At 34.2% G+C, this 22,598-nt stretch carries 25 protein-coding genes and 1 pseudogene; 4 read left to right on the forward strand and 22 right to left on the reverse strand.

Annotation, left to right across the window (positions count from 1 at the left end; all coding sequences use genetic code 11):
- Positions 1-85: 85 nt before the first annotated feature.
- Together ACYUJ6_RS09760 and ACYUJ6_RS09765 are read left to right on the forward strand one after the other, a co-directional pair.
- Complete coding sequence (locus ACYUJ6_RS09760) at positions 86-1,009, forward strand: metal ABC transporter substrate-binding protein (RefSeq protein ID WP_461842601.1); 924 nt, start codon at positions 86-88, stop codon at positions 1,007-1,009.
- A 115-nt stretch (positions 1,010-1,124) separates the two neighbouring features.
- Entirely contained in the window at positions 1,125-1,616 is a 492-nt protein-coding gene (locus tag ACYUJ6_RS09765) for a dihydrofolate reductase (RefSeq protein WP_461842602.1), read from the forward strand.
- Positions 1,617-1,685: 69 nt separating this feature from the next.
- Here ACYUJ6_RS09765 and ACYUJ6_RS09770 read toward each other — a convergent pair whose 3' ends face one another.
- Together ACYUJ6_RS09770 and ACYUJ6_RS09775 are read right to left on the reverse strand one after the other, a co-directional pair.
- On the reverse strand, positions 1,686-3,353 hold the full coding sequence (locus ACYUJ6_RS09770) for an acyl-CoA dehydratase activase (RefSeq protein WP_461842603.1): 1,668 nt from the start codon (positions 3,351-3,353) through the stop codon (positions 1,686-1,688).
- Positions 3,350-4,624 (reverse strand): 2-hydroxyacyl-CoA dehydratase subunit D, encoded by a 1,275-nt coding sequence (locus ACYUJ6_RS09775; RefSeq protein WP_461842604.1) that lies wholly within the window; start codon positions 4,622-4,624, stop codon positions 3,350-3,352. The genes ACYUJ6_RS09770 and ACYUJ6_RS09775 overlap by 4 nt, the downstream gene beginning before the upstream one ends.
- Positions 4,625-4,885: 261 nt before the next feature.
- Between ACYUJ6_RS09775 and ACYUJ6_RS09780 the strand changes: the two genes are divergently transcribed.
- Complete coding sequence (locus tag ACYUJ6_RS09780) at positions 4,886-6,592, forward strand: ABC-ATPase domain-containing protein (protein WP_461842605.1); 1,707 nt, start codon at positions 4,886-4,888, stop codon at positions 6,590-6,592.
- A gap of 115 nt (positions 6,593-6,707) precedes the next feature.
- Here ACYUJ6_RS09780 and ACYUJ6_RS09785 read toward each other — a convergent pair whose 3' ends face one another.
- From ACYUJ6_RS09785 to ACYUJ6_RS09810, 6 genes and pseudogenes are all read right to left on the reverse strand, one after another.
- A complete protein-coding gene (locus tag ACYUJ6_RS09785) occupies positions 6,708-7,883 on the reverse strand; it encodes an ABC transporter permease subunit (protein WP_461842606.1) in 1,176 nt (391 codons plus the stop codon).
- A complete protein-coding gene (locus ACYUJ6_RS09790; protein WP_461842607.1) occupies positions 7,870-8,601 on the reverse strand; it encodes an ABC transporter ATP-binding protein in 732 nt (243 codons plus the stop codon). Before ACYUJ6_RS09790 ends, ACYUJ6_RS09785 begins: the two co-directional genes overlap by 14 nt.
- Before the next feature lie 52 nt (positions 8,602-8,653).
- Positions 8,654-9,010 (reverse strand): DUF6483 family protein, encoded by a 357-nt coding sequence (locus ACYUJ6_RS09795; RefSeq protein WP_461842608.1) that lies wholly within the window; start codon positions 9,008-9,010, stop codon positions 8,654-8,656.
- Positions 9,011-9,029: 19 nt separating this feature from the next.
- A complete protein-coding gene (locus tag ACYUJ6_RS09800) occupies positions 9,030-9,749 on the reverse strand; it encodes a DUF2812 domain-containing protein (RefSeq protein ID WP_461842609.1) in 720 nt (239 codons plus the stop codon).
- 3 nt (positions 9,750-9,752) lie between these two features.
- The gene (locus tag ACYUJ6_RS09805; protein WP_461842610.1) at positions 9,753-10,085 is read right to left on the reverse strand and encodes a PadR family transcriptional regulator; all 333 of its coding nucleotides are present in this window, start codon (positions 10,083-10,085) and stop codon (positions 9,753-9,755) included.
- Between the two features lie 192 nt (positions 10,086-10,277).
- A pseudogene (locus tag ACYUJ6_RS09810) lies at positions 10,278-10,964 on the reverse strand (methyl-accepting chemotaxis protein); the annotation flags it as partial.
- Positions 10,965-11,877: 913 nt separating this feature from the next.
- On the opposite strand from ACYUJ6_RS09810, the gene ACYUJ6_RS09815 reads away from it, so the two are divergent.
- A complete protein-coding gene (locus ACYUJ6_RS09815) occupies positions 11,878-12,219 on the forward strand; it encodes a helix-turn-helix domain-containing protein (RefSeq protein ID WP_461842611.1) in 342 nt (113 codons plus the stop codon).
- A 118-nt stretch (positions 12,220-12,337) separates the two neighbouring features.
- Here the strand turns inward: ACYUJ6_RS09815 and ACYUJ6_RS09820 are convergent, their stop codons facing one another.
- The 14 genes from ACYUJ6_RS09820 to ACYUJ6_RS09885 all read right to left on the reverse strand — a co-directional run bounded on the left by ACYUJ6_RS09820 (position 12,338) and on the right by ACYUJ6_RS09885 (position 22,505).
- Positions 12,338-12,628, reverse strand: coding sequence for an Imm53 family immunity protein (locus ACYUJ6_RS09820; protein ID WP_461842612.1), 291 nt, complete (start codon positions 12,626-12,628; stop codon positions 12,338-12,340).
- A 161-nt stretch (positions 12,629-12,789) separates the two neighbouring features.
- A complete protein-coding gene (locus ACYUJ6_RS09825) occupies positions 12,790-13,491 on the reverse strand; it encodes a DUF5758 domain-containing protein (protein WP_461845483.1) in 702 nt (233 codons plus the stop codon).
- Positions 13,492-13,644: 153 nt separating this feature from the next.
- On the reverse strand, positions 13,645-14,280 hold the full coding sequence (locus ACYUJ6_RS09830) for a flavodoxin family protein (protein WP_461842613.1): 636 nt from the start codon (positions 14,278-14,280) through the stop codon (positions 13,645-13,647).
- A gap of 68 nt (positions 14,281-14,348) precedes the next feature.
- Positions 14,349-14,957: a ribonuclease H1 domain-containing protein gene (locus ACYUJ6_RS09835; protein WP_461842614.1), complete on the reverse strand. Its 609-nt coding sequence runs from the start codon at positions 14,955-14,957 to the stop codon at positions 14,349-14,351.
- 16 nt (positions 14,958-14,973) lie between these two features.
- A complete protein-coding gene (locus tag ACYUJ6_RS09840; RefSeq protein ID WP_461842615.1) occupies positions 14,974-15,627 on the reverse strand; it encodes an HAD family hydrolase in 654 nt (217 codons plus the stop codon).
- 74 nt (positions 15,628-15,701) lie between these two features.
- Positions 15,702-16,535: a deoxyribonuclease IV gene (locus ACYUJ6_RS09845; protein ID WP_461842616.1), complete on the reverse strand. Its 834-nt coding sequence runs from the start codon at positions 16,533-16,535 to the stop codon at positions 15,702-15,704.
- Positions 16,529-16,651 carry a hypothetical protein gene (locus ACYUJ6_RS09850; RefSeq protein ID WP_461842617.1) on the reverse strand — a complete coding sequence of 41 codons (123 nt, stop codon included), beginning with the start codon at positions 16,649-16,651 and terminating at the stop codon, positions 16,529-16,531. Before ACYUJ6_RS09850 ends, ACYUJ6_RS09845 begins: the two co-directional genes overlap by 7 nt.
- Positions 16,652-16,810: 159 nt before the next feature.
- Entirely contained in the window at positions 16,811-17,278 is a 468-nt protein-coding gene (ahbB, locus tag ACYUJ6_RS09855) for a siroheme decarboxylase subunit beta (RefSeq protein WP_461842618.1), read from the reverse strand.
- A complete protein-coding gene (gene ahbA, locus ACYUJ6_RS09860) occupies positions 17,268-17,735 on the reverse strand; it encodes a siroheme decarboxylase subunit alpha (protein ID WP_461842619.1) in 468 nt (155 codons plus the stop codon). The genes ahbB and ahbA overlap by 11 nt, the downstream gene beginning before the upstream one ends.
- A 29-nt stretch (positions 17,736-17,764) precedes the next feature.
- Positions 17,765-18,742: a putative heme d1 biosynthesis radical SAM protein NirJ2 gene (gene nirJ2, locus ACYUJ6_RS09865; protein ID WP_461842620.1), complete on the reverse strand. Its 978-nt coding sequence runs from the start codon at positions 18,740-18,742 to the stop codon at positions 17,765-17,767.
- Between the two features lie 41 nt (positions 18,743-18,783).
- Positions 18,784-19,944 carry a putative heme d1 biosynthesis radical SAM protein NirJ1 gene (gene nirJ1 / locus ACYUJ6_RS09870; protein ID WP_461842621.1) on the reverse strand — a complete coding sequence of 387 codons (1,161 nt, stop codon included), beginning with the start codon at positions 19,942-19,944 and terminating at the stop codon, positions 18,784-18,786.
- Positions 19,945-20,096: 152 nt separating this feature from the next.
- Positions 20,097-21,254 carry a sensor histidine kinase gene (locus ACYUJ6_RS09875; RefSeq protein ID WP_461842622.1) on the reverse strand — a complete coding sequence of 386 codons (1,158 nt, stop codon included), beginning with the start codon at positions 21,252-21,254 and terminating at the stop codon, positions 20,097-20,099.
- Complete coding sequence (locus tag ACYUJ6_RS09880; protein WP_461842623.1) at positions 21,247-21,927, reverse strand: response regulator transcription factor; 681 nt, start codon at positions 21,925-21,927, stop codon at positions 21,247-21,249. The genes ACYUJ6_RS09875 and ACYUJ6_RS09880 overlap by 8 nt, the downstream gene beginning before the upstream one ends.
- Positions 21,928-22,043: 116 nt before the next feature.
- A complete protein-coding gene (locus ACYUJ6_RS09885; RefSeq protein WP_461842624.1) occupies positions 22,044-22,505 on the reverse strand; it encodes a DUF4342 domain-containing protein in 462 nt (153 codons plus the stop codon).
- Between the last annotated feature and the right edge of the window lie 93 nt (positions 22,506-22,598).

Genomic DNA, 22,598 nt, shown 5'->3' on the forward strand with positions numbered 1-22,598 from the left:
TATTGACAAGAGTTCATTCATCTATTATATTATATATGTAAATGCATATCTATTGCATTTACATAATTTTAAGGAGGTACTATATATGTTTAAAAAAAATAAGTTATCTGTATTAGCTGCTATGTTCAGCTGTATTATTTTTATTTTTTCCGGTTGCAATGGCACCAGTGGAACAGCCACAGATAATAAAACTCAATCCAAACCCAAAGTAGTGGTGTCCTTTAATGCTATGAGGGAATTTGCTTCAGCTATTGGGAAAAACAAAATAGATATTACAACTATAATTCCAAATGGTACGGAACCTCATGATTTTGAACCAACTGCAAAAGATCTTAAAATTTTAGGCAATGCCAACGTATTTGTATACAGCGGACTTGGAATGGAGTCCTGGAAGGATAAAGTTATAAGTTCAGCAGGTAATAAGAACTTAATTGCAGTAGATGCTTCAAAGGGGATAAGTCCAATTAAAAATACTGATAATAATGAAATAAAAGATCAGGGCCAGTACGATCCACATACATGGATAAGTTTAAAAAATGCCCAAATTGAATCAAAGAACATAAAAGATGCTTTAGTTAAAGCGGACTCTGCAAATAAGAATTTTTATGAAAAAAATTACAAAGACTTTTCAAAACAGCTAAATGAGCTCTACAATGAATACAATACAAAATTTTCCACTGTGACAAATAAAAGTTTTGTAACTGGTCATGCTGCTTTTGCATATCTCTGCAGAGACTTTGGATTAAAGCAAAACAGTGTGGAAGGTGTATTTGCTGAAGGAGAACCTTCTCCTCAAAAGCTGGCAGGGCTTGTAAGCTACTGCAGGAAAAACAATATAAAAACCATATTTGTAGAAGATATGGTAAGCCCTAAGGTCTCCAATACTCTGGCCAAAGAAGTGGGAGCAAGGGTGGAAAAAATATACACAATTGAAAGTAAAGAAGACAACAAGAATTATATTCAAAGCATGAAATCTAATTTAGAAATGATTTACAACAGTTTAAAATAGCTTTACGCTATAATTTATAAGAAGGACTTTAGAGTGTTTTTCTGCGGTCTTTTACCTTTTTATCTGTGTTATAATATAGTAAAAAACTGAAAAACAAATAAGGAGCTGTCCTATAATGCTAAATATAATTGCAGCCATTAATCAAAATTATGTACTAGGCCGGGATAATCAATTAATATGGCATATACCTGAAGATTTAAAAAGGTTCAAAAAAATAACATGGGGTAAAACCATTATAATGGGAAGAAAAACCTTTGAGTCGCTTCCCAAAGTACTTCCGGGTAGAAAACACATTGTGGTAACCAGGGATGAAAATTATTCTATTTTGGATAATAGAGTTACAGTTATACATTCCATTAAACACATCTTAAAATATAAATATTCACCCCAGGAAGTTTTCATAACAGGCGGGGCACAACTCTACACGCAGATGCTGCCCTACTGCAGCAGATTGTATTTAACTGAAATAATGTCTTTTGAAGATGGAGATGCACATTTTCCTGAATTCAACAGAAAGGGTTATAAAGTAATTGAATATGAGAAGCACTGTGATAAAAACATTAAGTATACTTTTTTAACTTTTGAAAAAAATTTTCAACAAAAATAGCCAACCTGAGCCTGTCTCCAGCAGACCCAGGTTTTATACTATTTTTATAAAATTCATATACAACTTGGATTAATTATTCTCCAGTGCTGTAAGTGCTGCACCTATGGCACCTACTATCTGGGGTTCTTCAGGTATAAACACCTTATTCCCAAGCTTTTCTTCCAGACACCTGACCACACCTATGTTTTTTGCAACTCCTCCTGTCATCATATAGCCTTCTTCCCTGCCCACCCGGTTTACAAGTGAAACTGTTTTTGTGGCAACTGACTTATGCAATCCATGAATTATATCTGATATCTCCTTGTTTTGGGCCACAAGGGATACAACTTCAGATTCTGCAAACACGGTGCACATGCTTGTTATATTTATGTCTTCATTCCAGTTCAAAGATTTTTTCCCCATTTCACTCAGCGGTACTTCAAGGGTACGGCTCATCATTTCAAGAAACCTTCCGGTACCTGCTGCACATTTATCATTCATGGCAAAATCCAGTACCTTTCCCCTGTCATCCAGTTTTATGGCTTTGCTGTCCTGACCCCCTATGTCAATTATTGTTCTGACCTTGTTATTTAAAAAATATGCTGCTTTCCCATGACAGGTGATTTCAGTTATTTCCCCGTCTGCAAATGGAATACTTACACGCCCGTATCCTGTTGAAATTATCTTGGAAAGTTTATCACGGCTTATATGGAGTTTATCCAAAGCTGCCTTCATGGCCTTTTCTGCTCCGCTTTGGCTCCTGGCACCGGTTCGCACTATAGAATAAGAAAGTATTTCCCTGTTATTATTCATTATCACTACATTTGTAGATGTAGAACCGCTGTCTATACCTGCAACTAAAATATCACCTTCTGCCTTTTTATTATAACTTTTTTCATCCTGTTTATTTCTCGATTTAATTGTTTCAATAAAAGCTTCTATTCTGGTTTTCATCTGACCACTACCTTCTTCTGTATAATCTGTTTCTATTTTTAACATGGGCACTGAGATTATATTTCTGAGTTTGGCATATTCAAAAGAATATGCGTCACAAAACTTTGTGGTATGATATATCAAACCATCTATGCTGCCCAAATTTTCATTTAGAATTTTAATTCTGTGGTCATTATCCACCATTCTCATACATGGAAATGAATTCAGCAAAAATGAAGCATAATTTAAAATAAAGTCCTCATTCTTCATAAGCACCGTTGACTTTGCAAAATTTCCCGTGCAGGTGAAATTGAAATTTACAGAAGCACCTGTATCCTGGATTTGTTTTACTGTGGAGTCCTTTACTCTTGATCCCATAAGTGCAATATTTATATCCGAGGGTTCGGAAGATTTTTGCGGCACTTCTGAATTGACTATATCTATAAATTTATCTTCATCAAATTTTTTCCCAGTAAATTTCTCCATGGAATTTATGAATTTTATAATTTCGCTTTTCATAATAAGATAGGAAGCCCTGTTTTTTTTCCTTGGTACATCTATAAGATATACAAAATTAAAGTCAGGACTGCTTTTCAAAACATCATATAACCTTTTAATGCTGTCACAGCAATTTACAAGGACTACATTGGAAATAGCAGAATTAATACATTCTTCAAGTACTGCTTTTGCATAAGTGCATATATTGGGATGCATCAGTGTTTCAGCTTTATCAAATCCCGAAACATGAGGATCTATTTTTACTGTCTTCTCTCCAAAAGCCTTTATAATGTGAAAAGGTGTATACTTACAGACATAACCTATCATCTTGTCACCCTCCGTCTGCCGTTTAATATTTCCATAAATGCTTCAACTCTTGTCTTTACCTGACCCTCATGGGCATTTCGTCTATCCACCCCATCACCATCTATGGATAGATAAGGTATATTCTTTTGTTTAAGAGCCCTTTTTAAAAGCATTGTCCCTCCGCTGCACTCTTTACAGCCAAAAGAGCAGAGATTTATTACACCACTGGCCTTAAAATCTTCAGCAATTTTTATTACATTTTCTATTTTCATTTGAAAAGGACCATTGAGTTTGTTTTGAAGAAATTTTTTTGCTAAAGCCTCATAAGGGTGTTTATAGTCCATTTCTTCTATATTATCCAGGTTATAGTCACAAGCTAAAAGCTGATAATCCGAATTTAAATTGAAATAACTTTTAAGTACCTCACTGTAGAATGGTATCACGTGACTCCAGAGAATTCTCTTTCCATTATAATCAGGATATTTTTCTATATCTTCAGCCTGCATTTTATAAAATTTCAGTGTTTCACTTCTGCCTATTCCCAAATGAGATGCAAATAATCTGTACATCTCCAGGGTAAGCGTATTGGGGAAATATTTACGTTCAAGGCCTTTATAAAATTTACGCATATACATTTTAGTATCATTTTCAATTTTTATTACTTCCTTGAATCTGTCTTCATCAAATTTAACCTTCATTATATCCTGAATAAATTCTACCATTTCATGCAGCTGGCCTGCCACATATTTTTCCGTATCCTCATTGTATTCATAGGGTATGTCAAGATAGTAATAAGGTATATTGTATTTATCTGAAACATACCTAAAGGTATTCAAATTCCCATCACATATCATGGACGAAGTTATGGCAAATCCGGGTTTTGGAACTACCTTTGCTTCTACAGCTCCTATAAAAGCTTTGTGATAACTGCAGAGAGTGTCAGAAATACCTGATTTCTCGGCACAATCTATAAATACATCTTCACATTGTGTACCTGAAAGAAAGGATGAAAATCCCTCAATCAAAAATGGAGTTATGCCCATGGCATGAAGTATTTCAACCGGCGAAAATATAGTGATAAAAGCTGAATTTTGCGGATTTTTAAGGGGCTTGAGTATAAAATCAACACAGAGTTCATTTAGATAATTAAGGGAAGGCGGGAGATTCTTATCCTTAAATTTTGAAACCAAAAACTTTTCAATAGAAAATCCAGCCTTTAATAAATTCAATGTTTTATAAGGATTATCTGTATTCTTTTTTATATATTTCCCATAGGATTTAACCAAATTCATTTTAAAGACCTCTTTATTTTATAATATTATCCATATGTATATAAGACAAAAAAGCCCCGCCTCTTTATATCAGAGGAAAAAGCCTGCTTTTTCCATCTCTTTTACCCTGGTTATACAAATGTTTGTTAATATTTTACTTACATTTGACTATAAAATTATGTTATCATATTATAATGTAAAATGCAAAAAATTACAAAATAACAGTATCCAGCATCTGTAATGTAACTACCTGAATCAAAAGACAACAAGGAGGATTCAATTTTGAAAAATTATAATGAACTTCAAAAATTACTATTATCAATAGATGGGAGAGGTTATTCTGCCTACAAGGAACTAAGGGGAGAATATGCCGTTGGAAAATATATACTTTCCATTGATCATGTTCAAGCTGATCCCTTTGCCCCTCCTTCAAAGGCCCGTATAATTGTATCCCGCAGTGAAGCGGGTTTTCCACATAAGTTTTTGGATTCAAGCTGCAAAATAAGGGCAGTATCGGATTTTCTAACCAGAGCCTTCCGAAACAGTATAAATAATTTTAACTATGGCGTGAATTTTAAAAAGCTGAGTGAACATTTAACCATGGATAACTGTGGTCAGGAAATTCTTGAAAGAACTTCCATACTCATAAAACAAAACCGTATTGAAGCAAGTTTTGAAATTAAACTGCCTGCTGCAGGGAGAAGAATTCTAGGTAAATCTGCCAATAGCATTTTTTCTAATATTCTTCCCAAAATCGCAGATAGTTCACTGCTTTTTAAAAACATCGATCAGAACGCACTGAAAAATCAAATAGAACTGATTCTGGATGAAGAATACATTAGAGGTGAATTGAAGAAAAGAAATCTAGTGGCTTTTATAGCCAACGGTTCTATTTTGCCCAGGGAAAACGGCATATCCGACAAACCCCTGTCACAGGGGAGAGTTCCCTTTCAAAGTCCTGAAGATCTTGAACTGGAACTACTCCTTCCAAACCATGGTGCAGTGAAAGGGATGGGAATTCCAGAGGGAATAACCTTGATTGTAGGTGGCGGATATCATGGAAAATCAACTCTGCTGAAAGCCCTTGAATTAGGAGTATATGATCATATTTTAGGTGACGGTCGTGAGTTTGTCATAACCAGAAGTGATGCAGTGAAAATACGTGCCGAAGATGGCCGCAGGGTGGAAAAAGTCAACATAAGCCCTTTTATAAACAATCTGCCCAACAACAAGGATACCATAAGATTTTCTACGGATAATGCCAGTGGAAGCACTTCCCAGGCAGCCAATGTAATGGAGGCACTGGAAGCAGGCAGCACTCTCCTTCTCATAGATGAGGATACTTCTGCAACAAATTTCATGATACGTGACGGGCGGATGCAAAAACTTGTCTCTAAGGACAAGGAACCTATTACACCTTTTATTGACAAGGTGAGGCAGCTGTATACCCAGCATAATGTGTCAACCATATTGATTGTGGGAGGTTCCGGAGATTATTTTGATGTAGCGGATCATATAATCATGATGGATGAATATATTCCCAAGGAAGTTACAGCTCTTGCCAAAAATATTGCAGGTACCAGCGGGTATAAAAGAGAAGGAACAGATGAAAACAGTTTTGGAGACATCACAGCCAGAGTACCTCTTAAATCCAGTTTTAATCATAGGGGAAAGCAGCCCAGAATAAGATCCAAGGGACTCCATACCATAATATATGAAAAATCAGCCATAGATCTTTCAGCCCTGGATCAACTAACAGACAGCAGTCAGACAAACTGCATGGCAGTAATGCTGAATTTTCTGTCACAAAAAATAATAAATGATCAGATATCAATTTCTCAGGCTGCAGATAAATTATTTAAACAGATACAAGATTTCGGTCTGGATTCAATTTCCCCTTATACAGGACATCCTGGAAATTTGGCCCTGCCCAGAAAATACGAACTTTGCAGTGCAATAAACCGTTACAGAGGTCTGAAAGTAAAATAATAAATATACTCAAATATAAAACAGGGAAAATTTTCAGTTGTCACCGAAAATTTTCCCTGTTTTTCTCTGCCCCTTATAAATTGTCCATTGTGAATGGTGCATTGTGAATTGACAATTAGGATCTGAATACAACCTCTTCTTTGGAAAACATGACCTTTGCCAAAAATACAGTGGCCACTACATATACAATATGCCATCCCAATACCACTGCAATATGCACAGGGTTGAATATTCCTGCAATAGCTTCTTTCATAACCACCACTGCATTTACAATGGGAATATTAAAAAACATGAAACCTATATTTTTAGCATCCATCATAAAAGGCACATATGTCAAAATCATTACCGGTACCAGAAATCCTCCAAGATATGTATTTGCCTCTTTCATGGAACGTGCAAATATGCTTATGGATATCTCTATGGAACTAATTGCTACAAGTACAAATACAGATACTATTCCTATAAGGGCAAAAGCACCTATGGGAATGGTAAATTTACCTCCGCCTGAAAATATATACAGCATGGAACCTATCATGGAAGCCAGCGTAACTATCAATGTAATGAGCGCTACGGAGGAAATAGCCATAAGTTTTCCCCAAAATATGGACATTCTTCCTACAGAAGTTGATAAAAGCGGCTCAAAAGTCCCTCTTTCTTTTTCCCCGGCTACCAAATCAGCCGCTATTCCTATGGTAGGGCTTATCATGAAAATGATCAATATAGTTGGAAGTACACTTAAAATACCAGCTGCTATAGGACTATCATCCTCTTTAGTTAAAGTCTGCTCCTTTATTTCAAAAGGTGTCAGTATCTGACTGTTGATTCCCTTTGCCTGAAGCCTTCCGTCAACAATGGATGCACTGTATTTATTGAAAATATCCTTTATTATGGAAGCTGCCATGGAGGACTTGTTTGAATCCTTGTCATATATTATTTTAATATTGGTTTTATCCTCACCTGCAACTTTTAAATCAAAATTTTCAGGCACGTCAATTATGAGGGCTATCTTTCCCTTCTTCAGCTTTTCAGACTCGTCTCCGCTGTTGTCCATTGTTATATTCTTCATGCTTTCAAGCACCTTATGGATGGAAGAATTTTTATCTCCCCTGTAGGCAATGGTGATATTTTTCTGGAGGGAGTCCGTAGTATTTTTCATTGTAAGATCTATTATCTTAAACATGGCCGGATACATTATAATAGGCAGGAGTATGGTAAATATAAGAGTTTTCCTGTCTCTGAATATATCTGTAAGTTCTTTTCTTAAAATCACCCAGAAATTATTCACCTGCATTACCTCCTATCAATTTTATAAATACTTCTTCAAGGCTGCCATTATTGTACTTTTTCTCCAAAGCCTCTATTGTTCCCTCTTCCACCAATTTTCCCTTATGAATTATTACGACCCTGTCACAGAGTTTTTCAACTTCCGACATGGAATGAGAGGACAGAAGAATTATCTTGTTTTCACTTTTGCATTTTATAATAAATTCATGTATGACCCTGGCCGCTGAAACATCCAAACCCGTACTGGGTTCGTCAAAGAGCATTACATTAGGTGAATGTATTATGGCCCTGGCTATGGATACCTTCTGTTTCATTCCCCTTGAAAATTTACCGGCTTTTCTGTCTATATACTCCTCCATTTTTAAATCCATCACAAGTTCATCTATTCTCCCATTTATTTTTTCTCTTGACATTCCATATAATTTCCCAAAGTATTCTATGTTTTCCCGTGCTGACAATCTGTCGTATATCCCGACTTCACCGCCAAATAAAATGCCTATCTCTCCCCTAACCTTGGAAGAATCCTTAACTGCATCGTATCCATTTACTTTTATAGTTCCCCCGGTTGGCTTTAACATAGTGGAAATCATCCTCAAAGTTGTGGTTTTCCCTGCACCATTTTCGCCAAGAAGTCCCACTATCTCTCCTTCATTAACCTGAAAGGACAGTTCCTCCACAGCCTTTATGTCTTTGAATTTTTTGCTTACATTTTTTACATCAAGCATTTTTCCCTCCACTTATTTTATTAAATTCCGTTATATACCACTTACACTTCCACTAATTCTTAAATTTTTTCATATCCTCCAACCCCTGAAATATTTCTTTTCTTGAAAAATTTCCCTCAGAAAGCTGCTCATCACTTTTTGAAAACAGCATATCATAAAAATTTTCCCCTATATGAATCAATTCATCTGAAGGATTCTTATTCAGTTCCTCAAATAACATATTTTCTGCCTCATTGTATTTACCTTGAATGATCATTTTTTTTAATAGTACTGTCAATATATCCTCTACAGACATTGATTGGACATCTATATTTTGAAGTTCCCTGCCCTGATCCTGTCTATTGGAAACAAGGTTTTGGAGAAACTTTCCTGCAGATTCTATTATCCTCAATATATAATCATCATTCATATTAAAATTCTCCTTCTAATTATCTAATATAGCAAACCACTATCCATAATACAAGAGCTGCGAACCAAACCATATAAAACATTGCCATACCTACGTGAATGCCATAAAATATATTGGAAAAGACTATTAATATAAGCAATAAAGTCATAATTACGGCAATTACATAAATTGCTCTCCTCTTTTTGCTGAAGGTTTTATTTTTCACTTCACCAACCCTGTTTATCCTCAAATAATAGGATACGCAGGGAAGTCCTGAAAAAACAGCTACAACAAATACAGGTATTAGAAGAATATTAAAAACAATTCCATAAATATATGGTATATAATCATACCTTGATAGTAATATTATAATCAAAAAAAGGACACAACCTATAGAAGACGGAATTGCTGCCTTTTTACTTGATTTGTATTGTTCTATATATTTTTGGGCTTCGGTACAACTGTCCGTGTAAATGGGTTTTATTCCTGGAGGTGCACTGAAAATATGAAGTGACTTTGCCCAAGAACATACATGGGACCATCCAGCTTCCTTGAAATATGAAAAATATTCTTCATCTGGATCTTTTCTATAATCCAGAGAATACTGCAGGTCTCTAGGAGGATTTCTTTTCAGTTTATACCCGCAAAAACCAAATTTATATAGCATCCACCCTTTTTTAGCGTAGGCTGACAGCATTTCCATTTCCTCATCTTCTGCAAATGCCAGCCCTTTACTCATAACATATTTTTTGTTAAACATACTTTAAAACATCCCCCTGTCATTAAATGCTTTTTCAGCAGTCTTCACCATTTCACGTTTTTTTTCAACATCCTTTTTTAAAAATTCAATACCTCTGTCTGTTATTACATAAATTTTCTTTTGCTGAGATTCCTCCGTAAGTTTTATAAGTCCACCCTCAAGGAGCTTTTTTATGCTGGTATATAAAGAAGCAGGACCTATTGAAAAAGTATTTTTTGATATTGTTTCAACTGATTTCATAATCAGATATCCATGCTTTGGCCCCATTAAAGAAAGTAAAATATAATAATATGTATCTGTAAGCTCACCTTTTTTCAAAGAATTATTTCTAGCCATATCTGCCTCCAAATATATCATTTAATGATACATTATTCTTTACACAAACTATATCATTAAGTGATATAGTTTGTCAATACTTCTAGCCTCAGCCTAAATGTAAAAATTACTATAGGAATATATGATAAATATTCTCTATAGTAATTTATGATAATTTTACCTTCATTATTAAAATATGTCCATTTAGTTCTTTTATATCTTAAATCTTAACACCATTTCGTTCAAATTTTCAGCAAGCTGTGCTTGATTTTGTGTAGCTTTTGCCACCTGCTGTATTGCTCTCGTGGTTTCATCCACATTTGATTTTATTGATTCTGCGTGTTCTGAAGACTTCTGTGATGTGTTTGCCATGCTTTGGACAGCTTCACTGACCTGGTTTACTGTTGCAGTGAGTTCTTCTGACATAGATGCTATTTCATCGGACATTTTACTTACAAAATCAGAATCGTCATAATACTGAATTCCCATTTCTTCAAAACTCTTAAACCTGGTATTCACATTTTCATTTATAAACTTCAGCACGTCTTTACTGTATTGAGAAAGATTTTTAAAAGCTTCTTGAACCTTTTTTATAGTATCCTGAATTCCAGTTACAGCTTTTGAAGATTGATCTGCCAGCTTTCCCACTTCATCTGCCACCACTGCAAATCCTTTTCCCTGTTCTCCTGCCCTTGCTGATTCAATAGAAGCATTTAATGCAAGAAGATTGGTCTGTTCGGCTATACTGGCAATAGTATCTGCCATAATTTTTATGTCTTCTACTACCTTTCCATCTTCAATTGCCTTAATAACATTATTTGCCCTGCTTTCATACAATCTCTGTGATTCTTCCATAGCATCTTTTCCATTCTTTCTTACATCAGCAGCTCTTATTTTAGATTCATTTGCATTATTGCTCCCTTCCAGCGCCTTTTGGGAAAGTTCATTTATGCTGGAATTCACCTCTTCTACAGAAGCAGTTATTTCCTCAGAAGCTGCACTATTTTCTTCAACGCCAGCAGCTATATTTGCAACCGAATCATCAATATTAACAGCTTTTTCAGATAGTTTTTCCACTACAGAATAAAGCTCCTGACTGGAGGCATTCATCTCCTGAAAACTGTCAGAGATCTTTTTTACAAAACCTCTCAGGTTTTCTTGAACTTTTTCCATGGCTGAAAATGTTTTTCCAAATTCATCTTTCCTATCATTTTCATAATCATATGTCAAATCAAACTTAGATAATCTTTCAGCTAGCTCCATCATCTCTAATAGGGAGTTGTTTATGTCTCTGGGTATAAAGATTTGAAATATTACGGAAAGTACTATTCCAGATATTATCAACACTGTGGTGACAATGCTTTTTCCGGGAAAAGAAATTACTCCTATAATTCCTATAGCAAAAATTAATACAGCCATGATTCCAAAACATAATGATAGTTTTGTTTTTATTCTCATGTTTTTAAAAATTTTCATATCAATATCTCCTCATTAATAAACTTGGTTAAACTCCCATATTTAAATTTCCAGCCGATTTAACAATACCTTTTAAAATTATCATATTACCTCCATAAATTTGTATATTATCTACAAATGATTTATTATTTAAATTTAATCGATAATAGCACTTTTCAATTATATGTTATAATTGCAATTATTTAGCTTTTATTATTCATTTTATATCATTTTATGTTTAAAAATGTAATATATTTTATAGTATACACATTTTTTTATACAATTACAAGTGTATTTTACACTTACAGTTTGTTATATGTTTTGCTAAAAATAGCTAAAGTCAGAATAGGTGATGCAGATGAAAACAAATTACAAAAAAATGGGGGATCGTATTAAATCAGCCAGAAAAAAGAAAAAGATTACTCAAGAGCAGCTGGCAGAAATGACCGGACTTTCAAATAATTATATAAGTAATATTGAAAGAAACTGTTCTATACCAAGTATTGATACTTTACTGAAAATTTGTAATTCCCTTGGTATAACTCCAGATTTTGTCCTATTGGATTCAATATACACTTCCAATGAATACTTAAAAGATGAAATTGCAAAAAAACTCAATAAATGTGATAATAAAAACATAAGACTTGTTTCCAAATTCTGTGATCTGCTTTTAGAAGAACAGGAAGGCAATAAAAAATAAGCACCCTAATAATGGGTACTTATTTTAAGGGAGATAATCCTTAACACATTGTCTACACCCTATAAATTTTTCAGTATCTATTTTATCATGACCATATACTCCTTTAAAGTACAGGAGCTTAAGCTTTTTTAGTTTTTGTCCAGCAATAGAAGACATTTAAAATGTCTTCTAGATTCTGAACTCCACCATAACCCTTAAATAAACTATTTTCTTTAATACATTTAAACCAATTACTGCTGCTGTTCTGTATATACACAGTATCAAAACTTTCGGTCTCATAAGCTGTATCAAATAAGTCAATGTATACACACCACCCAGAATTATTTACGGTTTCTATTTGTATTCCCGTACAAATGCTGCTCTCACATATATTTTTATACCATTCTTGAAGTACTTCTATAATTGACATAAATTACTCCTTTTTTGTTTCAGTCTAAATATTTATATTCTTTGTACTAATATAATACTACATATATATCCATATTTCAATACATAGTTATAAAAACTACATTTCTTGGTATATGCAGCATTTTACGAGAAATGGAAAATCGTAATTATTCCTTTTTGCTTTTAATAGTTCTTTGCTTCCTCCCTTGTCATCCAAAAATGAATACCCGTAGTAGAGTCCATCCATCGATCCTCATTAAAGTTCTTTACTTCTACCCACTGGCCCACACGGTAAACAAAATTTTCATCTACAAGAGACCAAGCTTCCCTGTAACTTTCTTTATAGTCAAAACTTTTTATTGTGAGAACTTTTGCCCTGTCGCAGCGGCAAGAAGGTAAAGTAGCCGAAGTGCGCTTTGCATCTGCCGGGATTAGAAGCTGCACCAAACACTCATTAAAACACTTTTTATACCCAAGAAAAGCTCCCTTCTCCGGGCAATGTAAATGAAACCATTTTGTATTCTCATCGGAAATAATCCCATCCAATTTAGCATGCTCTAACACTGCGCCATATAAATTTGCCCATTCAATATTACAACCTGCCATATCTGCATATCGAAGCACTGCACATTCTAAATTTGCATGTCGGAAATTCGTCTTACGTACAGTACATTCATCAAACAACACATTAGAAACACTGCTGTACTCTAGATTTGCCTTATCAAACCTAACTTGATGGAATGCGCTGAAAGAAAAATCAATATTAGATAAATCCCAACTTGTAAAATCCATATTGAAAAGCTCTATCTCTTCTAAAACAAGCCTTTCTTTTGGTTTTCTAGTCTTTAATATATCTTTAAGTTCCTCTTGTGATAATTTACGTATAATATTCCCCTCCTTTTATATGCCGGCAGACAACAAGCGTCTAGTTAAATTTTAACATAGTTTCTGCAAATACTGTGAATGCTGATTTTCTTTTTAAAAAAATAAAGCCCTGCAGATTAAGCTGCAGAGCCGAACAATATTTATACAAATTTATCACCTAATAAAATTTGTAAATACTTTTTTCTCCTTTTCAGGTTCCGGGATCTTTCCCTTACCGTTCTGGACCAATTTCATAAGCCATGCCATATTCTTTCCAAGCATTCTCATAATCTGTATTCCCTCTTCATCTTTTTCAGAATCCCCTGGAACTGTACCATTTATAACATTCCAGTAATTTGAAGATGGCATCAGCATCTCCCCATAATTTATATAATTATTCAATTGATTAAAAGTAGGAACTCCACCTGCACGTCTTACTGCAACAACGGATGCACCCACTTTATGTCTGAGAAGCCCTCCGTTACAATCTGCAACATAAAAAAGTCTATCCAAAAATGATTTCATTGTTCCACCAATTCCGGCAAAATAAGTAGGTGATCCCAATATTATTCCATCTGCTGTTTTTACTTTTTGAATACATTCATTGAGAATATCATCTTTAAATATGCACTCTTCATTTTTATTTTTAAAACACCCATTACAGCCGATACAGCCTCTGATCTTTGCAGCTCCAACATTAATGATTGTGGTATTTATTCCTTCTTTTTGGAGTTCATCTGCCACTATCTTTATGGCATAATAAGTGTTTCCCGTTTTATTAGGGCTTCCGTTAAAAGCTATAACTTCCATTTAGTATTCCTCCTTTTACTTAGTTAAGATTATAGATTATTTCAATTATCTATACAAGTCCCATACTATTAAACCACTATTCCCACAGCTTTTTTTGCCAGGAGATCTGCCATATCATTATATTTATCTTCTCCTGAATGAGCCTTGATTTTTTTAAATCCTATATTTATCTTTTTCATGTATTTTTGCATAAAGTCCCTATAATCTTTAGTGAGAATTTTATTTGCCTTCCATTCACCTGTGGCCCAGCACTCTATACCCTTGTAATCATACGCAATAACTATATCTGTAAAATCATTGGCCAGCGCCAGTTCCACAGCCTTTAAAGCTCCCCTTATCTCACCAAATACATTTCTGCTTTCAATCATGTCAGTAATTCTAAAAGCTCCCAAATCCTTAAAAAGCACAGTATCATTCTTTACTATTACCACTCCATATCCTGCTATACTATCACCGTTGTTGTAGGAACCATCCACATAGGCATATAGGACATCTTTTTCAGGCACATTTTGTGGCGAATAAGTTTTATCCTGACTTATAAATTCAAGTGCAGAATCATAGTCCTTAAATTTTTTATATACAGCTCCGGAAAATCCTTTGATCTGTTTTTCACAATCTTCCCAGCTATTATATACCCCCGGGATTTTTCCTTCTCTTACGCCATAAAAATTTGGCATTTCATACGCACTCTCCTTATTCTATGAGTTTAACAAGTTCCATAGGGCTGTTAACCAGTGCTTTGGCACCATTTTCTAAAAGCTCATGGACTTCTCTAAAGCCCCATGTTACACCTACAGCATACATACCGGCACTATTGGCTGTATTCATATCCACTCCTGAATCACCAACATAAAGATACTCTGATGGCAGAATTTTTGAAAGTCTGGATATTTCCAGTGCTGAAGATGGATCCGGTTTTTTAGGTATACCTTCTCTTGCACCAAGGACGAAAGCAAAGCGTTTCAGTCCAAAAAATTTGTCGATTATTATTTTAGTAAAATTATCAGGCTTATTTGAAAGTACTGACATGGTTATCCCCATAGAATGAAGCTTGTCTATTAATTCCCCCATTCTCTTATAGGGCTTTGTCAATCGATCCCATCTCTCATTATATTCCCTTTTGAATTCTGCCAGACACAACTTCACCGTTTCATCATTTGCACTGTCTGGAGGCAAAGCCCTCCACACCAATTTCTCCATACCGTTTCCAACAAAATTTTTATACTTTTCTATATCATGCACAGGAAACCCCTGTTTATTTAACACAATATTCATTGAATCTGCCATATCGGCAAGTGTATTAAGCAGTGTACCATCAAGATCAAAAATAATTCCGGAATAATTCATTATTGCAGTACCTCCAATTAACATAAATTATATTAATTATACCATCAAAATAAACAGGTTGATAATAATATGAACTAAAACTCATATGCTTCCCGCAGCATTTTAATTTCCTCGGCATACCCCTGCAGTTCATTGGGGGTTTCCAGATAAAACGGCAGGCAGCACAATTTTGGGTGATTGATAATTCTAATCACAGCTTCTTTCCCAATGGATCCTTCTCCAATTTTCTCATGACGATCTTTATGACTTGAAAAAGGATTCTTACTGTCATTTAAGTGTATTGCCTTAAGCTTATCCAGTCCAATAATTCTGTCAAACTCATCCAGAACTCCATCCAAATCATTTACAATGTCATATCCGGCATCATAGACATGGCAGGTATCAAGGCACACACCCATTTTATCAGGAAGGCTAATGCCATCAAGAATTTGCTTCAGCTCCTCAAAATTCCTGCCTATTTCCGTACCTTTTCCGGCCATTGTTTCTAGAAGCACAGTAGTAGTCTGCTCTGGCTTTAATATGGTATTAAGCATATTTACAATATATTTTATTCCAACCTGGACACCCTGTTTTACATGACTGCCGGGATGAAAATTATATAAATTGTTAGGCAGATACTCCATTCTTTTTAAATCATCTGCCATAATATCAAATGCAAATTCCCTTGTTTTTTCATTTGCAGAACAGGCATTTAATGTGTACGGTGCATGAGCAATAATTACAGAAAATTTATTTTCCTTCATAATTTTTAACAGTGCTTCTATATCTTCCGGATCAATTTTCTTAGCCCTGCCTTCTCTTGGGTTACGTGTAAAAAATTGAAAGGTATTTGCTCCTATTTCAAGAGCTTCTTTTCCCATGGCTTCATAACCTTTTGAAGCTGATAAATGACAACCTATATTTAACATAATCCCTGCCTCCAATAAAATACTACATTTTCTTTTCTATTCTCAAAAGTTTTACCCTTCTCTCCTCCATCCAAAGAGTAGTATACAACAAGTGTGCTTAATTTTTTGTCTTCCATGGTTAAATCAGCCGCCTTTCAGATTCAAAAGTTAAATACTTACAACTTATCTTAACATATTTTATATTCCAATGTCATTTTCAATATCTGCAGAAAAATAAAAATTTCATTAGGAAGCCGATAAACCCTGCAATTATTTTACAGGGTTTATCAATAATATCACTTAAAATATTTCATACTGGTTTTTTTTAATTCTTTTATACTATATAATACTTTATAATCTTCAATTCCTGCTTTATAGGATATATTTTCAATGATTTCATTGCATTTTTCCCTATTTCTTGCATGTATCATTGTATATAAATTATACTCCCATAAATCACAGACTTTTCTTTCATAACAATGACTTACATAAGAAAGAGATGCCATGTAATTTCCAACAGAATCCACATCTTTTTTACTGACTTTCCAGGCTACCATTGCATTAGCTTTAAAACCTGCTCTTCTGTGATACAATACAGCTCCTACTCTTTTTAATATTCCAGTTTCATTATAGTATTTCATTCTATTTATAAGTTCATCTTCATCTATACCCAATTCCTCTGAAATGTTTTTATAGGGATCCGTGGTTATGGGAATTGATTCCTGTAATCTATGTATTATTTTTTTATCAAGATCAGTAAGCATTTTCATTTGACCCCAGATTCAGGATTACTTTAACCTTAAATAATTTATTTGAAGGTAAATTTATTATATCTTTTAACCCTGTATTTATTTTTATTTCTTCAAGTATGCTGTATAGGCTTTCCTCAGAAGGTGTTATAATTGTAAACCAAAGGTTATAATTATCTTCTCTTATATAATTATGTGTTATTTCATCATACTTATTTATATATTGGGCAATTTCATCTACTCTGTAACCTGGAACCTTGACCCCGCAAAGAGTACTTGTGTATCCTAATTTTCTTGAATCAAAAATTCCACCTATTCTTCTTATGAAACCTTTTTCTTTCAATTTATTTATCCTCTGTAATACTTCTTCTTCTGTAATCAATAATTTTTTCCCCAGTATTTTAAATGGTCTTTTATCAATTGGGATTTCGTTTTGTATTAACTCAAGTAATCTTTTATCTATCTCATCCATAAAAACCCTCCTTGTAAAAGTTTTAAAGCTTAAAATATGCATAATTTATCTGATTCCATATAATTTCCTTTATTATAGTATGCGGCTCTTGCTCTGCATCCGCCACAAGTATCTTTATATTTACAGCTTCCACAGCTTCCTTTATAATTCTGGGTCCTTAAATTATTAAACAAAACACTATTTCTCCAGATTTCATCAAAGGTTGTTTTTCTTATATTCCCGGCGCATTGTGATAAATAGGCACATGCCTGCACATCTCCTTTTGGATTTACAACGCAATAATTTATCCCTGCAATACATCCACGTTTAAATCTTATATCAATGCCCAAACTTTTAGCAATTGGTACAAATTGAGGAGCACAAGTAGGCTTTAATTCTATATGAATCCCCTGTTGTTTTTTCATTATAACTGTTAACAACCTTCCATATTCTTCAGATTTTAATACTTCATCTTCTATATTTTTTGCTCTTCCTGTAGGTATAAGAAAGAAAATATGATGTGCAGCTGCCCCCATAGCTACTGCAAAATCACTTATATCAATTATTTCCTCCTTATTCCATTCCATAACTGTAGTATGGACTTGAAATCTTATACCTGCCTCCCTGCAATTGTTCATTGCATTAATAGTATCTCTAAATGCTCCATCATGACCTCTAAAGATATCGTGTTTTTTTGAATCAAGACTATCAAGGCTTATCCCTACTCCAGCAACGCCGGATTCTTTCAACCTCTCTGCTGTTTTCTTAGAAATCAAAGTTCCATTAGTCCCAAGAACAGGTCTCAGACCAGCTTGTGAAGCATAACTTATAAGTTCAAATATGTCATCTCTCATAAGCGGCTCTCCACCGGAAAATATCATTATCTTAAATCCGGCTTTTACAATTTGATCTATTAATGTTTTTGCCTCTTTAGTAGTTAATTCCCCTATAATTTCTTTACCTGAATCCCTATAACAGTGACTGCATTTTAAGTTGCACCTATTTGTTGTATTCCATGATACTATCATTTATCATCATTCACCTCCAATAAACAAAATTCTAAAATTAGTCATCTGATTTCCTCATCTGTAAGGTAACAGGCCGGATCTTCTGCCCAAAAATCTCCTGATACCGATTCCGCCCTGGTTCTAAAGTTTCCATTACACACATTGATCCACCTGCATTTACTGCACCTGCCTTTAAGTAATCTTTTTCTATCTCGAAGTCCACTTAATATTTTATGACTGCCATTTTTCCATATGGAACTAAATTTTTCTTCCTTAACATTTCCAAAAACATACTGCCATGTAAACTGATCTGCATGCACATTCCCATAAAAATCCACGTCAGCAAAAGCCATACCAGATCTGTTTCCTCCATTGTTTTTTAAATAATACAATATTCTTTCTGATTTATCCCTGAACATTTTTAGAGATTTTAAATATGTATAAACTCCATCTGCATGATTATCCACAGTAAGTATTTCTACTTTCGGTCCAAATTCCAATGACTTTTTTATAATTAAGTCCAAAACCTGCCGTGTTTTCTCTTTTGAAATATCTTCATCCATCATCTTATTTCCTCTGCCTGAATACACCAGGTGATAAAAACAGACTCTTGGTATATTTTCCTCCTTTATCAAATGAAAGATCCCTTCAATTTCTTTATAATTATTTCTATTTATGGTGAATCTAAGGCCAACCTTCAGGCCTGCTTCTATGCAATTTCTTATTCCTTTTAATGCACTGTCAAATGCACCTGGAACACCCCTGAATTTATCATGGCTTTCTCCTATTCCATCAAGACTTACACCTACATATCCAACATTTAATTTCTTCAACGTTCTACATATACTTTTGTCTAGGAGCGTTCCGTTAGTGGATATAGTGCTTCTAATCTTTTTTTCATTGGCATGAGCCAGTATGTCGGAAAAATTCTTTCTCATAAGGGGTTCTCCACCGGAAAACAGCAATACCGGAACATTAAAATTTTTTAGATCATCTATAAATTCTTTCGACTCATTAAGTGTCAGTTCCCCCTCATATCTTTTACTGTCTGAATTTGCATAGCAGTGTCTGCATTTTAAATTGCAGGTTTTTGTGCAGTTCCATGCAACCACAGGCCCTCTGCCCTTACTTACGCCACACTTTTCCAATGCAGCACCTTCTATATATCTAAGATTATCTCCATAATTATGCGAATTCCACAGCAGTTTAGTTATACTTATCAATTTAGAGATTCCCCTTTTCTATTTATTGTTTTTACAGCAATAGACTTATGTAAGTCCATTATAAATTAATCGAAGAAATGATTACACATTTCATCAGCAAAAACTATTAAGTTCCTCATATTTCAGTATTTACCAACAATTATCAACTTATTCTATGTCTTAGAGATGGGAATGGTAATTTTTATAACTGTTCCAATGTCCACCTGACTCCAGATATCTATTTTCCCATTGTGCCTGTCAATTATCCATCTGGCGATAGAAAGCCCCAGTCCTGTTCCTCCGCTGGATTTTGTTCTGGACTTATCCGCCCTGTAAAATCTGTCAAATATGCGGGGAATGTCTTCTTCTGAAATACCTATGCCTGTATCCGACACAACTATAACAGCTGCATTGTCCTTGAGATAAGAGTCCAGCATTACTGTCCCTCCAGAAGGAGTATATTTAATACTGTTGTCAATAAATATCCTAAAAGCTTCCTTCATAAGTTTTCTATCCGCAGAGATATCAATCTTATCATTGTAATCACTTTTTATAATATGATCTTTGTCAATTAACCTTGTTTCCTTTATCAGATCATCAATCAACTCATTGAGCATAAAATTTTCTTTTTCGACTTTTTGTGTGTTTTTATCCCCTCTTGCCAGAAATAAAAGCTTTTCTACAAGTTCCTTCATGTTTTCAGCTTCACTTTTAATAGATGCAATGGATTCTTCAAGAACAGACCTGTCATCTTTTCCCCAGCGATCCAAAAGATTTGCATATCCCTGAATCACAGAAATAGGGGTCCTCAATTCATGTGATGCATCTGATATAAACTGATTTTGCTGCTCTACTGAATTCTGTATCCTATCCAGCATTTCGTTGAAGGTTTTTGCCAAATCCTTCAATTCATTTTTTGAGCCTTTTACATCAATACGTCTTCCAAGATCATTTATGGATATTTCTTTTACAGTTTCATTCATATTTTTTACCGGGGACAAAAATTTTTTGCTGGCTCTTGACCCCAGAATAATAATTGCAGTCAAACTTATAATACCCAATATGAATACAACAGTGCTTAACAACACTGCATAATCACCTTGGCTGCCATTTTCCATATAATATCTGAAACTCATTACCGCACCTGTACCCATAAATAGAAAAGCTATTAAAAACATAAAAACATAAGTTATTGTGATTTTAAAGCTTATGGAGAATCTGAGTTTTTCAAAAATAATTTCAATAATCCTGCATATCATATTATACAAAAAAATCAAAATAGATTTAGTTATATCATATATTATTTTGAATATGGATTTCATGCTATTCATATTTCAGTTGATACCCCACTCCACGAATAGTATAAATAAATTTATCATTGAATTTGTCATCAATTTTACTTCTTAAATAGCGAATATATACGTCTACTATATTTGTATCACCTATATAATCATATTTCCAGACATTTTCCAGAATATTATTTCTGGAAAGCACTATATTTTTATTGATCATAAAATATTTAAGCAGATCAAATTCTTTTTTAGTCAGATCTATCACATTATCATGGTAGGTCACAACGTATCTGTTCATATTCATCTTCAATTTTCCCACAGTAATAATTCCAGATTGAGCCACACGCTTTTTATGTTTGAATATAACCCGAATACGGGCCAGAAGTTCCTCTATGGCAAAAGGCTTTGTGACGTAATCCTCAGCCCCTATATCAAGTGCCATAACCTTGTCCGTAACTTCATCTTTTGCAGTAAGCATGATTACCGGAACCTGAGATGTCTGCCTCAGCCTTCTGAGAACCTCCATTCCATTTATAGACGGAAGCATCACATCAAGAATTATAAGATCATGATTCCCCTTTAAAGCTGTATTCAGTCCTGTTCTTCCATCCTGGCATTGCTCCACTTCATATCCTTCGTGTTGAAGTTCCAATTGAACAAATCTAGCTATTTTTATTTCATCTTCAATAATAAGAATTTTTTCGCCAGCCATATATACCTCCTATTTGTATACATTCAGATTATCTAAATGTATTATACCCTTTTAATGCCATTAGGAAAATATAAAATAAAAGCCTGTCCCATGAAAATCACAGGCAGACTTGGTTTTTAAGCGTTGGTAAACTTTCTGTTTACCTTGTTTGTAACATGTTCAACTGCTTTACTGACTTTATCTATTTTGTCATTAATACTGCAATCATCACCGCTTTCTCTGTTAAATCTTATTTTGCAGCTGGTAATCAGTGCAATTACAAGGGATATTATAACAACCGGCATTGCAAATACGGTAAATAGTACAGCCAGTGTTAAAGGTAAATTCAATATAGTCTTTTCACTTTTTGAAATTACAATGCTCATTTTGTTGCCTTTTGAAATCACCTTTTTTATTTTTTTCACAAGGGAAGATCCTTTTAAAAATTCTTCTTCAGACTTGATTTTATTTTCCGATTCCAAATATGAAAGGGCTTCTACTACATCCCCGTTGCATTTTTCAAGTGCTTCCTTTGCCTCTTTATAACCTACATCTGCTCTTTTTCTCAATAAATCAATTTGTTCAATAGTAATAGACATATTAATTCCTCCAATTTACTTTTATTAACCTTACATATGAGTTTATATTTATACAATACAGCACTCTCATTAGATTAAAATTAGCAAAACATT

Source organism: Clostridium sp. JNZ X4-2, assembly GCF_054889485.1.